This window comes from Mesorhizobium loti (assembly GCA_014189435.1).
Lineage (GTDB): Bacteria > Pseudomonadota > Alphaproteobacteria > Rhizobiales > Rhizobiaceae > Mesorhizobium > Mesorhizobium loti_G.
The window spans coordinates 319,788-332,440 of sequence record CP050294.1; the positions used below are offsets into that span (position 1 = coordinate 319,788).

Annotated in this window: 11 protein-coding genes and 6 pseudogenes; 9 read left to right on the forward strand and 8 right to left on the reverse strand. The window is 62.7% G+C overall.

Going from position 1 to position 12,653, the window contains the following annotated elements; translation table 11 throughout:
* Window positions 1-115 precede the first annotated feature (115 nt).
* Window positions 116-667 (forward strand): recombinase family protein, encoded by a 552-nt coding sequence (locus tag HB777_36325; protein ID QND69228.1) that lies wholly within the window; start codon window positions 116-118, stop codon window positions 665-667.
* Window positions 664-1,089, forward strand: a complete 426-nt coding sequence (locus HB777_36330; GenBank protein QND69229.1) for a hypothetical protein — start codon at window positions 664-666, stop codon at window positions 1,087-1,089. The genes HB777_36325 and HB777_36330 overlap by 4 nt, the downstream gene beginning before the upstream one ends.
* Before the next feature lie 55 nt (window positions 1,090-1,144).
* On the opposite strand, the pseudogene HB777_36335 reads toward HB777_36330, so the two are convergent.
* A pseudogene (locus HB777_36335) lies at window positions 1,145-1,378 on the reverse strand (IS6 family transposase).
* An 85-nt stretch (window positions 1,379-1,463) separates the two neighbouring features.
* Here HB777_36335 and HB777_36340 point away from each other — a divergent pair.
* The 3 genes from HB777_36340 (at window position 1,464) to HB777_36350 (ending at window position 3,850) form a co-directional block, all read left to right on the forward strand.
* Complete coding sequence (locus tag HB777_36340) at window positions 1,464-1,895, forward strand: transposase (GenBank protein QND69230.1); 432 nt, start codon at window positions 1,464-1,466, stop codon at window positions 1,893-1,895.
* Entirely contained in the window at window positions 1,892-2,248 is a 357-nt protein-coding gene (tnpB, locus tag HB777_36345; protein ID QND69231.1) for an IS66 family insertion sequence element accessory protein TnpB, read from the forward strand. The genes HB777_36340 and tnpB overlap by 4 nt, the downstream gene beginning before the upstream one ends.
* Before the next feature lie 69 nt (window positions 2,249-2,317).
* Window positions 2,318-3,850, forward strand: coding sequence for an IS66 family transposase (locus HB777_36350; protein QND69232.1), 1,533 nt, complete (start codon window positions 2,318-2,320; stop codon window positions 3,848-3,850).
* An 11-nt stretch (window positions 3,851-3,861) separates the two neighbouring features.
* Here HB777_36350 and HB777_36355 read toward each other — a convergent pair.
* From HB777_36355 to HB777_36365, 3 pseudogenes are all read right to left on the reverse strand, one after another.
* A pseudogene (locus HB777_36355) lies at window positions 3,862-3,966 on the reverse strand (IS6 family transposase).
* Between the two features lie 50 nt (window positions 3,967-4,016).
* Window positions 4,017-4,223: pseudogene (locus tag HB777_36360) on the reverse strand (IS6 family transposase).
* Window positions 4,224-4,265: 42 nt separating this feature from the next.
* Window positions 4,266-4,716, reverse strand: a pseudogene (locus HB777_36365) (GrpB family protein).
* 171 nt (window positions 4,717-4,887) lie between these two features.
* Here HB777_36365 and HB777_36370 point away from each other — a divergent pair.
* Entirely contained in the window at window positions 4,888-5,346 is a 459-nt protein-coding gene (locus HB777_36370; GenBank protein ID QND69233.1) for a hypothetical protein, read from the forward strand.
* Window positions 5,347-5,475: 129 nt separating this feature from the next.
* On the opposite strand, the gene HB777_36375 is transcribed toward HB777_36370, so the two are convergent.
* On the reverse strand, window positions 5,476-6,708 hold the full coding sequence (locus HB777_36375; protein QND69234.1) for an IS110 family transposase: 1,233 nt from the start codon (window positions 6,706-6,708) through the stop codon (window positions 5,476-5,478).
* A 242-nt stretch (window positions 6,709-6,950) separates the two neighbouring features.
* Here HB777_36375 and HB777_36380 point away from each other — a divergent pair, with 242 nt between their 5' ends.
* A complete protein-coding gene (locus HB777_36380) occupies window positions 6,951-7,460 on the forward strand; it encodes a hypothetical protein (GenBank protein ID QND69235.1) in 510 nt (169 codons plus the stop codon).
* 232 nt (window positions 7,461-7,692) lie between these two features.
* On the opposite strand, the gene HB777_36385 is transcribed toward HB777_36380, so the two are convergent.
* Window positions 7,693-7,884: a hypothetical protein gene (locus HB777_36385; protein ID QND69236.1), complete on the reverse strand. Its 192-nt coding sequence runs from the start codon at window positions 7,882-7,884 to the stop codon at window positions 7,693-7,695.
* Between the two features lie 568 nt (window positions 7,885-8,452).
* Window positions 8,453-9,322, reverse strand: a pseudogene (locus tag HB777_36390) (IS1380 family transposase).
* Between the two features lie 330 nt (window positions 9,323-9,652).
* On the opposite strand from HB777_36390, the gene HB777_36395 reads away from it, so the two are divergent.
* Together HB777_36395 and HB777_36400 are read left to right on the forward strand one after the other, a co-directional pair.
* Window positions 9,653-9,811 carry a hypothetical protein gene (locus tag HB777_36395; GenBank protein ID QND69237.1) on the forward strand — a complete coding sequence of 53 codons (159 nt, stop codon included), beginning with the start codon at window positions 9,653-9,655 and terminating at the stop codon, window positions 9,809-9,811.
* Window positions 9,804-12,029, forward strand: coding sequence for a recombinase family protein (locus tag HB777_36400; GenBank protein QND69238.1), 2,226 nt, complete (start codon window positions 9,804-9,806; stop codon window positions 12,027-12,029). The genes HB777_36395 and HB777_36400 overlap by 8 nt, the downstream gene beginning before the upstream one ends.
* Window positions 12,030-12,052: 23 nt before the next feature.
* Here the strand turns inward: HB777_36400 and HB777_36405 are convergent.
* A pseudogene (locus tag HB777_36405) lies at window positions 12,053-12,529 on the reverse strand (IS1380 family transposase).
* Window positions 12,530-12,653 lie beyond the last annotated feature (124 nt).

Below are 12,653 nucleotides of genomic sequence, written 5' to 3' on the forward strand. Positions count from 1 at the left end.
ATTGTCAATGAACAGGTCGCGTTCGTGGTTTCCTGTTTATTTTGGGTCCAAAACGATATATTGAACAAATTGACACGATGGCAAACTCAAATTGAACAGTTAGCATGGTTAGAACATGGCTCGTATCGGATATGCCCGTACATCCACAACAGACCAGAACCTCGCCGCGCAAATCGCCGCGCTCAGGAACGCCGGCTGCGAGGTCATCCGCGAGGAGCAGAAAAGTGGTGCATCGCTCGAAGGTCGTCCGCAACTGATGACCATTCTCGACTTCATCCATGCCGGCGAAACTCTTGTCATCACCCGCATCGACCGGCTGGCCAGATCGTTGCGAGATCTTCAGGTGATAGTCGACCGACTCAAGGCCAAGGGCGCGCATCTGGTGGCCACCGAGCAGCCCGTCGATACCTCCACAGCCGCCGGCAAGGCGTTCTTCGACATGCTCGGCGTCTTCGCGGAATTCGAAACTAACCTGCGGCGCGAGCGGCAGGCTGAAGGTATCGCCGCCGCCAGGAAACGTGGCATCTACAAAGGTCGCCCACCGAAGATTGACCGCGCAGAAATCCTGCTTCGCCTCCAAAAGGGTCAGGGACCCAGCAAGATCGCCCGCGATCTCGCCATATCACGTGGCACGGTCTATCAGGTACGCAACGGTGCTTCCGAATGAGCAAGGCCAACCGCATCACCCGTTTAACATCCGCCGCCTGCGAGCAGATTCAGGCCCGCATGCTTGAGGCTTGCAGAAAGATCGCCTCAGATCACGGACTGGTCATCGAAAGTACCGGGTGGCGTGGCCTGGAACCTGGCTTCTCATTCGAACCAGCATTCCGCATCAGTATTCCCGCGCCAGACGGCAAGACGCTCAATCTGGATAAGGAGATGTTCGCCCTGCTGGCCGAACAGTACGGCCTGGAGGCTGCTGACTTCGAACGCGAGTTTATCGCTGGTGGCGAGCGTTTCCGGATCACCGGCATTGATCCACGAAGACCTAAATATCCCATCTCCGTCGAGCGTATCCCCGATCGCCGCGGCTTCAAGTTCACCGCCGACAATGTTGCCATGTTGCTCAAAGCTCAGGTCGAACCCTGACGTTCACCAATCGTTCTTCAACTTGGCCAAAATCCCAGCTTCGAGCCGACAGGGCCAACACGTCGAGAACAAACCCGTCCTGATCAACGGCGCGCCAAAGCCAGTGTTTCTTTCCACCGATGGTGATGACAACCTCATCGAGATGCCATTTGTCGCCGAGCTTGCCGGCCGATCGCTTCCGGATATCATTGGCAAAGTGTCTGCCAAATTTCTCAGCCCAAAGTCGCACGGTCTGGTGAGAGACGATGACGCCACGAGCTGCCAGCATATCCTCGACCATCCGCAGGCTGGTAAGCGCTGTTGTGGGGCCACCTTTCGGGAGTGGTCGCGATCTGTGAGGTTGCCGATCCTGTATTGGAATCGGAGATCGGCTTGTGTCTGGACTTGACCTTACGCTTGACCCGGAGCGGCAGCTTCGGCGTTTCGAGGTGATCAACGGTGCTGGCGGCCGGCGTCATTGGTCTGTGGATGACAAAGCGCGGATCATCGCGGAGACGCTGGAGCCGAATACAATCATTTCCGAGGTCGCCCGCCGTTATGGTCTCAGGCCGCAGCAGGTCTTCGCCTGGCGCCGGGAAGCGCGCAAACAGGCAGCTTCGGTGCAGCAAGATTCTCCTGCCTTCGTGCCGGCGGTTGTGGCGCCGGAACCTGTAGCCAGGCGTCCACCGAAGCAGCGGAAACTGCAAGCCACCCGAGATGCCGGCATGATCGAGCTTGAGATCGACGGCATCGCCATGCGGGTCGGCCGTGGCGCCGATACCAGGACGGTGGCGGCGGTGATCCGCGCGCTGAAGGCGACGTCGTGATCGGGCCGACGGGTGCGGTCAAGGTCATGGTGGCGACGAAGCCGGTCGACTTCCGCAAGGGCGCGGAGGGATTGGCGGCGCTGGTGCGCGAGACGATGGGCGCCGATCCGTTCAGCGGCGCGGTCTACGTCTTCCGGGCCAAGCGCACCGACCGGATCAAGCTGATCTTCTGGGACGGCACCGGCGTCTGCCTCTATGCCAAGCGTTTGGAGGATGGGGAGTTCCGCTGGCCGAAAGTGCATGACGGCATGATGCGGCTGACGGCCGCGCAACTGTCGGCGCTACTCGAAGGGCTGGACTGGCGGCGGGTCCACGAGGCGCGCCGGACCCGCGTTCCGGCGCAGGCAGGCTGATCCGCGACCAAGTGAATCAGCCTGGATTCCACTGTCGCCCGGCGTTGACGAATATGGTCTGATCCGGTCATGGCGATGACGGCTGACCAGCTTCCCGACGATCCGGACGCGCTGAAGGCGATGGTCCTGGCGCGCGACGTCGAGAATGCCCGCCTGATCCAGATCATCAAGGAATTGCAGCGTCATCGCTTCGGCCGTCGTGCGGAGACGCTTCCCGAGGATCAGTTGCTGCTGGGGCTCGAAGAGGCCGAGCAGATCGAGGCCGCCGGCGAGGAAGAGAAGGAACAGCCCGATCCTGGCGAACGTCAGGCGCGTGTCGCCAAGCGCCGGGCGAACCGCGGTGCGTTGCCACCCCACCTGCCGCGCACGGAGATGGTCGTCGACATCGAGGACCATGCCTGCCCGTGCTGTCGCAATGGCCTGCACCGGATCGGCGAGGACGTGAGCGAGCGGCTCGACATCGTTCCGGCGCAGCTGCGCGTGATCGTGGTGCGCCGGCCCAAATATGCCTGCCGCGCCTGCGAGGACGTTGTCGTGCAGGCTCCGGCGCCCGCGCGGCTGATCGAAGGCGGCCTGCCGACCGAGACCACCGTCGCGCAGGTGCTGGTGTCCAAATATGCCGATCATCTGCCGCTCTATCGCCAGGCGCAGATCTACGCCCGGCAGGGAATCAATCTCGATCGCTCCACGCTCGCCGATTGGGTCGGCCGCGCCGCCTGGCACCTGCGTCCGGTCCACGAGCGGCTGCTTGGCAAGCTGAAGTCCTCGCCAAAACTCTTCGCCGACGAGACGACCGCGCCAGTGCTCGATCCCGGCCGCGGCAAGACTAAGACAGGTCAACTCTGGGCCTATGCCCGCGATGACCGACCATGGGAAGGGAGCGACCCGCCGGGCGTCGCCTATGTCTATGCGCCGGACCGAAAGGCCGAGCGTCCGATCGCTCATCTCGCGGGCTTCACCGGAATCCTTCAGGTCGACGGCTATGGCGGCTATCGTGTGCTGGCCGACAAAAGCGGCGTGACGCTCGCCTTCTGCTGGGCACACGTGCGCCGGCGCTTCTATGAACTGGCCGTGTCCGGACCAGCGCCGATCGCCAGCGAGGCGCTCAGACGGATTGGCGAACTCTACAAGATCGAGGATGACATCCGTGGCCGATCGGCCACCGAGCGTCGTGCGATGCGTCAAGACAAAAGCCGCGCCATCGTCGTCGATCTCGAGCCCTGGCTTCGCGAGAAACTCGGTCTGATCAGCCAGAAGACAAAGCTCGCCGAGGCGATCCGCTACACGCTCTCGCGCTGGGAAGGCCTCTCGCGCTTCCTTGACGACGGCCGCATCGAGATCGACAGCAACACCGTCGAACGCTCGATCCGTCCGATCGCGCTCAACCGCAAGAACGCGCTCTTCGCAGGCTCTGACGGCGGTGCCGAACACTGGGCAGTCATCGCCTCGCTGATCGAAACCTGCAAACTCAACGATGTCGAACCGCTCGGCTATCTCGCCGATGTCCTCTCCAGGATCGTCAACGGCCACCCCAACAGCCAGATCGACGACCTGCTGCCTTGGGCTTACATCCCGGCTCCCGAGCTCAAGGCCGTGGCCTGAGAACACCGCTTACGCAGGCTGAGCGGAAACCGGAAATAGAGCCAAACGGCATGGGCAATCACCTGCGCCGGAAATCGGTGGCGACGATAAAGAGGATCACGGGAAAATCTGGTCATGCCGCCAGATCCCACATTTTGATCGATGCCCGGTTAACGTTACGGTGCCGGATCGGCTTCAGCGACCGCCGTGACCGATCCCGGAGCCGGGTTTCCGCATCGCAGAGGCATATCGCCGCGTGATTGGTATGGCTGCCGTCGATGACCATGCGATCTGGTCGGCCATGGCGCGCAAGAGCCTGACGAAAGAAGCGCTTAGCGGCCGATAGGTCACGGTTTTCGCTGAGGAAGAACTCCACCGTGTCACCGACGCTGTCAGCATCCGAACAAGGAGGCTATCCCCAGGTCCGCTCAATTGATCATCGACCTCGTGCCGCGCTCGGCTCGATCCGCTTCTGCGACGGTACGCCGCGTCCGCCCCGGCGCCACACGAAGAAGCTCGCCACCTGGTAGGCGCGAAGCCAATCGCTGAATAGAAAACGTTTCAGACCGCATAGATAAAGCCGCGTGCCATAGGAGTCGTGCCCCTGGGTGAAGGTCAACATGCCATCATCATTAGGAATCGCCAGGAAGGTGTAGTCATCACGCGCTCGCTGCTTGAGCAAGCAAGCAGCGCATCGCTGCGCGACCTGCGTGAATGTCGATCTTGGGTCTAGCGCAAAACCCGACAATCGAAGTGCTGCCTATGTGATGGATGCTCTCGACCATGTCGCCGATCACCTCCAAGATCCGACGCTTTTGCTCTTCGAATATCCCTGGCCATGCTGGATCGTAGTCGACGACTTTATCGCATTCATTTAGGCAACGGATTTTCGGCGGCTTGCCTGATTCGCAGAGCTGCCGAAATGCGCTCAGCCTTGCGCTGGCGATCGCGTGAGTTTGCCCGAGGGGGTAAGTGTGCGACGGCTCGCCGGTCGCAATGACCGAGATCCGTTTCTGGTTGAGGTCGCTGAGGGTACTGTGGCGCGGCGGACGGACCGAATGATCGATCTCTGGGACATCGGCACCTACGACAGCGAGATAAAGGATTATCTCGAGTCCCACCGAGACATCATCGACGGCTATTCTGCCCTCGAGCGGAAGAAGGACATCATGGTCGCCAAGCTGGCGACCTGGGTGCCGATCCAGCCGAACCGGTTCCAAGGCGACTACGCGGCGACGGTCGATGGCCTTGCCGAAATCATGTCAACGAAAACGTTGCGGACATTCCACTACACCCGGATGACTGACGACGAGGTTGAATCCGTGCAGGCCGAAGGCATGGTTCCGACCTCGGTGGATTCCCTGACGGATGTATTTGACAAGGGCCGTTCTGCTCTGATGTCCTGGAAGTGTGCTCTCAGGGCGTTCTGTCCCGGCAGACGGTCGAGACCGCGGCGCGCGCAGCAAAGTCAGGGCTGGCCGGCAGGCCAGCGAGCAGTATGCACGACTTGGCCTTGACGGAGCGAGCACGTCGCTATCGTTCGCCGGCTGCGGGATGGATCGGCGAAGCTGTTTTTGTTATTCTGTCGCGGCTCGGGTGACCGCGTGGCGAAGAACAGGGTCGAGGTTGCAACCCTGTCGCTCAGCCTATGATCGTCGCACCTCATGTGCGGCGCCCGAGCGCCCCTTCGGCGATTGCTGTTTCCATGTAGCGACGAAGCGACGGTAGACTTCCTCGGCGTTGCCGATCGTCTCGCGCTCGCTCTCGCGTACCGACTTGTTGCTGTAGTCGGCAGCAGATCCCTTTGTCTTGCCGCCGCGAAGAGACGGATAGCCGGCGGTCAATTCCAGCTTTCGGAGCTTCCAATCCAGGAGCGCCGAGCGGCTCCAGATGTAGTTTTCGTCCTTGGTCAGCATGTGCCAGACGATGACCGCCAGCTTGCGCGCAGTCGCGACCGCGGCAACGTGCTTACCTCGCTTGTCGCGGATGCGCATGAAGAAGGCCCGCAGCGGGCCAGGCACGCCGGAAATGACCCACGCCGCCTCGACCAGCATCGACCGCGCGTGGGCTCGGCCTTGTTTGGTGATGCGGCCGTGATAGGCCGGCTTGTCGCCGGACTGCCGGACCCGCGGGTTGAGCCCAAAATAGCTGACAAGCTTTTCCGGTGATGAGAACCGTTCGACATCGCCAATGGCCGCCACGATACTCAGCGCGACCGTGACGTTCACGCCGGTGATCGTCATCAGTCGCTTGCCCCGAGGCTCCTGGAGGGCCGTCTGCGCGAGACTCTTGTCTACTTGTGCAAGCTCACCACCAAGGCGATCGAGTTCACCGGCATGGCGAAGGACGACACGGCGCTGATCCTCGGCGAGCGGCTGAGCCTCCAGCCAAGCCCTGCCCCGCTTTGAGAACAGGGTGCCCTTGTAGGGCGGGATCAGGTTGGCGTGCAGAACGGAATGGATTCGGTTTTTGAGACGGGTCATCTGGGAGACGAGCTGCGTTCGTTCGGCCACCACGCGACGACGCGTCTCGGTTTCCTCGTCCGGCATCCAGACTTCAGGCAGAAAGCCACTCGCATGAAGCTTCGCCAGCACTGCCGCGTCGATCTTGTCGGTCTTGACCTTGGCCCAGGCGATGGCCCGGACCAGGATCGGATTGGCTATAACCACGCGGCCCACAAAAGGCGACAATAGTCGCACGATCGCACTTGTATTGCCTGTTGCCTCGATGACGATCTCGTCATCCGGCTTGAGCTTCATGGCGAACTGCAACAGGCGGCTGCGTTCAAGATCGATCCTCCCCGCATCCCGGATTTTGCCTTTCTCCAAGATCGCCATTTGGGCGAATGATCGGTGAACATCAAGGGCAATGATTCTCATTCCCGGCTCCTTTCCAGGGTCAGCAACCATGGGAGCCGGCGGGCTACACGACAACTACGGATCCGCGCTCGCAGCGCAACCGGGCAAGTCGAAGGGGGCGGCCAGATAACAACTCGAACTCTCAGTTCATCAGGTACTTCGGCCTGCCCGCCATGCGTGCTCCCGACACCCCAATCCCGGTAGGTGGACGGTAGTCGATCCATCCGTGCAAGAAAATACGGATTGGCGCGTCGCGCCTATTCATGCCTGATAACAACCGCGTCGATCGTCAGGTCGCTGCCGGAGGGTTGACACCGGAACAGGGCACTAGGATCATCAAGCGACCCCGCCTGCGCACGGATTTCGGCGTCCGCAAAGGCTTCTGGTCAACAACTGTGCCGCTCCATCCGGACGAATCCGCCGTGAAGCTGCTCGTCCAGCACTGGGGCGGCGAATCCGCTTACTGGCTGCTTGTTGGAACGGAAGATGAGGACGTGATCAGCGTTCTGAAGGAAATCGGCCGCGGCAGAGTCTTCGAGATCACGGTACCGCTTGCGGAAGCCAACGGTGGCTTGGCAGGCTTTAGCGCCGCCAGGATTGCCGTCAGGGAATATGCGTGCAGCCTGGGATCCGAATTCCTTCGCGAAGGCCTCGATCTCGGCGTCGAACACAAGCTGCCCCCCTCCAACATTCTCAGGATTCTTTCGGAGGGTGAGGAGGGGTACACGGTGATCGGGAGGGGCTACCCGACCACCTATAAGAAACCGGAGTAGGGTGACAGGCGCGCAGTCGAGTTTTCCCACGGCATCGGTCAATTTCTCAGTTTGGGGAACATGACGTGCGCCAGGATGGACATTCTGCTGAATTTCACCTGCCGGCGCTGTTTCGTGGACGCGCGATTGGGACCAGTTCTATTGCCCGTCTCGGCTCAAGCCGGGGCGAGCATCTTTGCGTTATGGGAGGATTTGCTCACCATGACTCAAAGTGGCGGCCATGGAGATCGCCTCAGAAGCGGCGCCCGATTGGAAACATTAGCACCTCCGCGTTTTGGCGTGGCTGCTTGAACTCTTCGACGGCAACCGCCTCAATTAACAGGTCCAAGGCTTCGCGTCCCCTCTGGCTCATCGGGTCATCGCCACGAAGGTAGTGATACGCTCGATCTAAATGCACTCGGGCGGCGGAAAAATCGCTTGTCATATGACCCTCTCAGTAGCCGCCCGCATTAGCCGTCTACGAGGTGAGGGTCGCGCAATCGTCAATATCCACAGACGGATTTGATTTAAATCGGGGATAATCCGGGGGATTAGCCAGGTCGCCGGCTGCCTTTTGCGAGATATAGCGTGCATTCGAACAGGATCGCCCGGATGTCAGGGTGCTCCGGTCTCAGGCGCGAGAGGAATGCCGGGCGTTGTCCCGTTGTTTGAAATGTGGCCGCGTGAGGCCGACACCGCGCTTTTCAGGCAGGCCGTGCACTCACGGCTTCCCACGCGGCCATTGCCTGGCGTCGATGGGCTCGAATTCGCGCTGCGGAGCGGTTGGTCTGGGATGGGACGAAGAGATTTCGGACGGCGGAGAAGATCATCAAGGCGGTTAGCCGCCTTGATGCACGGCGATGAGGTTTTGGCGGCCTGGAGCGGCGATCTGGCCGCCGTTGCAGTGCTTTTCCACGCGCCCCGTCAGGCGCCGGGATTGCTCCGTCGTGATGGCAGGCGGGGGTTTGCAGGTTGCGGTCGACGGGTTCGTTTCGGGCGCCTGCGCCCCATCGTTATGTCGCGAGTTGGGGGATGCGATCGAGGACGATGCGCAGGATGCGCTGGTCGGGGCATGATGTCGGCAGGTGCAGGCGGATCTGGGTTTTCATCTCGACCACCCGCGCGGCGATCTTGATGAGGCGCAATCGCAGCGTGTCGAACTGGGCGACGGCAAAGCTCGAGCGTTTGGGCATCGCAGCGCGCAGGCCCCACATCAGCCAATAGGCGCCGGCATGCAGGAACAGCCGGAACTGGTTGGCCGTCGCTCTTGTGCAGGACGTTCGGTCGGCGGCGAGATGCGTCTTCCAGGACTTGATGTGGTTCTCGGCCGCTCCGCGGCGGCAGTAGAGATCCTCGTAGAGCGCCTTGGCTTTCCCGCCTGCAAGATTGGTGACGATGAAGCGGGTGTCAGCACCTTGGGCGCCGACCTCGACGCGGGCGATGATGCGCTCGACGCGGCTCCAGCTGGCGGCCCCGTCAACAAACTCCTTGAACCTGCGGACCTTGTTCGTCTTCGACGCTTCAAAGCGCGCCATCGTGCGGGCTTCCAGGTCCGCGACATGCTTGCGCAGCGTCGTGGTGGGCGCCACGCCGAGGATGAAGTCGACATCGTTGGCGCGGCACCAGTCGATGACCTGCGGACTACAATAGTGGCTGTCGGCCCGGATCAGGATCCGTGTGTTCGGCCAATTGCTCCGGATCGCCCGCACCAGGCGGCGCAGATGGGGGCAGATCTCAGCCCCGCTCGGCCGACTGGCCGGTCGCAGGATCGCGCTGACGAACCGGCCCGCACCGTCGAACACTACGATCGGCTGGAAGCCGTATTCGTCGTAATGCGCGTTGAACAGGCGCAATTGCTGGCCGCCATGTACGGCGTCAAAGGAAACATCTCCAGACTGCCCATCACCAGGACCTTCCCGCCTCGGCAACGATCATGCGGGAGGGCCACGCCTTTGAAGGGCGGCCTCTGGCCGTAATCAGCCGCCTCAAACGCCGCGGCGAGCCAACGCTGCTTTTAGAATTGCCGGACGGCAGCCGGACCTACATTCCCGTCGCGTGGACGGATCTCGGGGGCCTGGGGGGTGATTCCACAGCCTCGCCGGCTAATCACTCCAGCATTGGGCGGCTTTCAGACCTTCTGCATCTGCGCTTTCTGACCGACGCTCTTCTTGAACGGCGCGGCGAGTCGCCGCCCGATGACAAGGAGGAGCGACATGCAACTGAAGCTGAGATTCGCCGAGGAAGACCGCAAGCGGCCTCCCGACCCACCCACCTGGGAGACGCTGGACGCCGAGGCGCGGGCGGAGGCGTTGCGCCGGCTCGCCCTCGTGATCGCGCGCATGCTGACAGTGAGGGAGGCCGGTCATGACTGAACACAGCAAAATCGCCGCCGGTCACCAGGCCCGGCTGGCTGTCGTCTACCTGCGCCAGTCGAGCGCCTCACAGGTGGAGAACAACCGTGAATCGACCGAGCGGCAATACGCGCTCTCCGGTCGGGCGCGCGAGCTGGGTTGGCCGGACGAGCGTGTCCTGGTCATCGACGAGGACCTTGGCCTGTCCGGCTCCGGCAGCGTCATGCGCGCCGGCTTTGCGCGGCTGACCAGCGAGGTGGCGCTGGCCCGGGTCGGCATCGTGCTTGGCCTGGAGGTTTCGCGGCTGGCGCGCAACAATGCCGACTGGCACCGGCTGATCGAGTTGGCCGGGCTGACCGATACGCTGATTGGCGATGCCGACGGGATCTACCACCCGGCTCTGTTCAACGATAGGCTTTTGCTCGGGTTGAAAGGCGCCATGAGCGAGGCCGAATTGCACGTCCTGCGCGCCCGCCTCAATGGCGGCATCCGCAACAAGGCAGCGCGCGGTGAATTGCGCCGCGGCCTACCGATCGGCTTCGTCTGGGGCGAGGCGGACGGCGAGATCCTGATCCATCCCGACGAGGCCGTCGCCCATGCCATCCGCACCGTCTTTGCCCGCTTTGCCGAGCTCGGCTCGGCGCGCCGCGTGTGGCTGTGGTTCCGCGAGCAAGCGATGAAGTTCCCGCTGTGGCTTAATGCACGCACCGAGCTGCGCTGGGGCGAGGCCAGCTACCACGCGGTTCACAGCGTGCTTGCCAATCCAGTCTATGCCGGCGCCTATGTCTATGGCAAGTATCGCCGAGAGACGGTGCTCGACGAAACCGGCGCGCGGTGCAAGCGGATACGCAAGCTGCCGATGGAAGACTGGCAAGTGCTGATCAAGGACCACCACCAGGGCTATATCGATTGGCCCACCTTCGAGGCCAATCGAGAGCGCATGGCGGCCAACACCCAACCCCGGACGCACGCCAAGGCGCAGGAACAGGCCGGTGGCGCCGCCAGAGAGGGTGGCGCCCTGCTGCAGGGCATTGCCCGCTGCGGCCACTGCGGGCGACGGCTGCACACCCATTATCGCGGCCGCACCGTGACGCCGGGCTACCATTGTCCCGGCAAGGTGGTCGTCGAGGGCAGAGGCGTCCATTGCCTCAATGTTGGCGGCGGGCAGATCGATGAAGCCGTGGTGGCGGCCTTCCTGGAGGCGCTGGAGCCGGTGCGCCTGACCGCCACGCTCGAAGCGGCCGAGCGGCTGGAGAACGATCGCGACGCAGCACTCAAGCAATGGCGGCTCGACGTGGAGCGCGCCGCCTTCGCCGTCAACCGCGCCGAGCGCCGCTATTGCGCCGTCGATCCCGACAATCGCCTGGTCGCCCGCAGGCTCGAGCAGGAGTGGGAGGAGGCGTTGCGCGCCCTGGAGGCGGCAAAGGCGGAACTGGCGCGGCGCGAGGAGCAGCGTCCGCGCGTCCTGTCGGCCACGGAGCGGGAAAAGCTGCTTGCCCTCGGGGCCGATCTGGCGAGCGTTTGGTACGCGCCCACCACCACGCCGCGTGACCGCAAGGAATTGCTGCGCACGCTCCTCGATGAGGTCACCCTCCATGTCGATCGCGACGAGGCAGCGGCGCTTCTCGTCCTGCGCTGGAAGGGCGACGCTACGAGTCGCCTCACCGTCGCCTTGCCGCGCTCGCGGCCGGCGACGGTTCGTACCGACGAGGACACGCTGGCGCTGCTGCGGCGGCTGGCACCGCATTATCCCGACGCGGTCATTGCCGGCGTCCTCAACCGCCAGGGCCGCCGAACGGCGTACGGCCACCGGTTTGACGCCAACCGCGTCGGCTATCTGCGTAAGCACTGGAAGATTCCCGCCTGCAAGGCCAAGCCACCAGCCGCCGACGGCGACATCGTCACCGTCCGTCAGGCCGCTGCCGCGCTCGGCGTGGCGCCATCGACGCTTCACCGCCATGTCAACGACGGCCTCATCCCGGGCGAACAGGTGACACCCGGTGCGCCATGGCGCATTCGCCTGACCGCCGAACTCAAGGCCCGCTTCCTGGCCACGCCTGGCGAAGGCTTTGAGCCCATCCGCGACGCCATGGAGAACCTCGGCCTGTCGCGCCAGGTCGTGTTGCAGCGAGTAAAACGCGGCGAACTCGAAGCCGTCCATGTCGTGCGTGGACAGAGAAAAGGCCTATGGATCAAGACGATAGACCAAAATCCCAGCCTCTTCGAACAGATACCGTGAACCAGGGGGTATTATGACAATGGATCCAACGTGTCGTCGATGTCGAGCACAATCCGCTTCGGCACCTGCCGGAAGGAGGCGCAGTAAAGGTCGATCATCGCTCGCCCCATGGCGACCAGCTCCCGCACGCCGGGCAGGTTCTCCAGCCTGCACATCGTCGACTGGGAGGCCAGATCCCGACCCGACGGCAGCGCATCCTGGGCCATCTTGAAGACCGGATCGGAGCGCAGCCGGTTGGCGTCATTGCCATCCTCATAGCCGGCGGCGATCATCTTCCTGCGAAAGCCGATCATGTCCGCCAGGCTGTGGACGACCTGGTCCGGGCAGCGCGGATCATCGATGCAACGCGCCAGACGGTCGGCCACCCGCAGTCGTTTTTCCACCTCGGCCAGCGCCAGAACGCCACAGTTGGAGGACAACATGCCGCCGTCGAAACGGGCGACGACGGACTTGCCGCCCACTGATGACAAACCGCTCAGCGGCAGGGTAAGATCATTCATGGCGGGTGTGGTCTCCGGGAAATGATTCGGATCGGCTTTAGCAACCAAATCCTACGTCATTTCAACGGTTTGCTCCACATCCGCCAACCCGCCGTGAATTTTTCGGGCTAGGGCATAGGTCATC

Excerpts from the sequence above, each read along its gene's own strand:
- HB777_36325 (QND69228.1), top strand. The coding sequence starts at position 116 with ATGGCTCGTATCGGATATGCCCGTACATCCACAACAGACCAGAACCTC.
- HB777_36330 (QND69229.1), top strand. The coding sequence starts at position 664 with ATGAGCAAGGCCAACCGCATCACCCGTTTAACATCCGCCGCCTGCGAG.
- HB777_36350 (QND69232.1), top strand. The coding sequence starts at position 2,318 with ATGGCGATGACGGCTGACCAGCTTCCCGACGATCCGGACGCGCTGAAG.
- HB777_36370 (QND69233.1), top strand. The coding sequence starts at position 4,888 with ATGATCGATCTCTGGGACATCGGCACCTACGACAGCGAGATAAAGGAT.
- HB777_36375 (QND69234.1), bottom strand. The coding sequence starts at position 6,708 with ATGAGAATCATTGCCCTTGATGTTCACCGATCATTCGCCCAAATGGCG.
- HB777_36380 (QND69235.1), top strand. The coding sequence starts at position 6,951 with ATGCCTGATAACAACCGCGTCGATCGTCAGGTCGCTGCCGGAGGGTTG.
- HB777_36385 (QND69236.1), bottom strand. The coding sequence starts at position 7,884 with ATGACAAGCGATTTTTCCGCCGCCCGAGTGCATTTAGATCGAGCGTAT.
- HB777_36395 (QND69237.1), top strand. The coding sequence starts at position 9,653 with ATGCAACTGAAGCTGAGATTCGCCGAGGAAGACCGCAAGCGGCCTCCC.
- HB777_36400 (QND69238.1), top strand. The coding sequence starts at position 9,804 with ATGACTGAACACAGCAAAATCGCCGCCGGTCACCAGGCCCGGCTGGCT.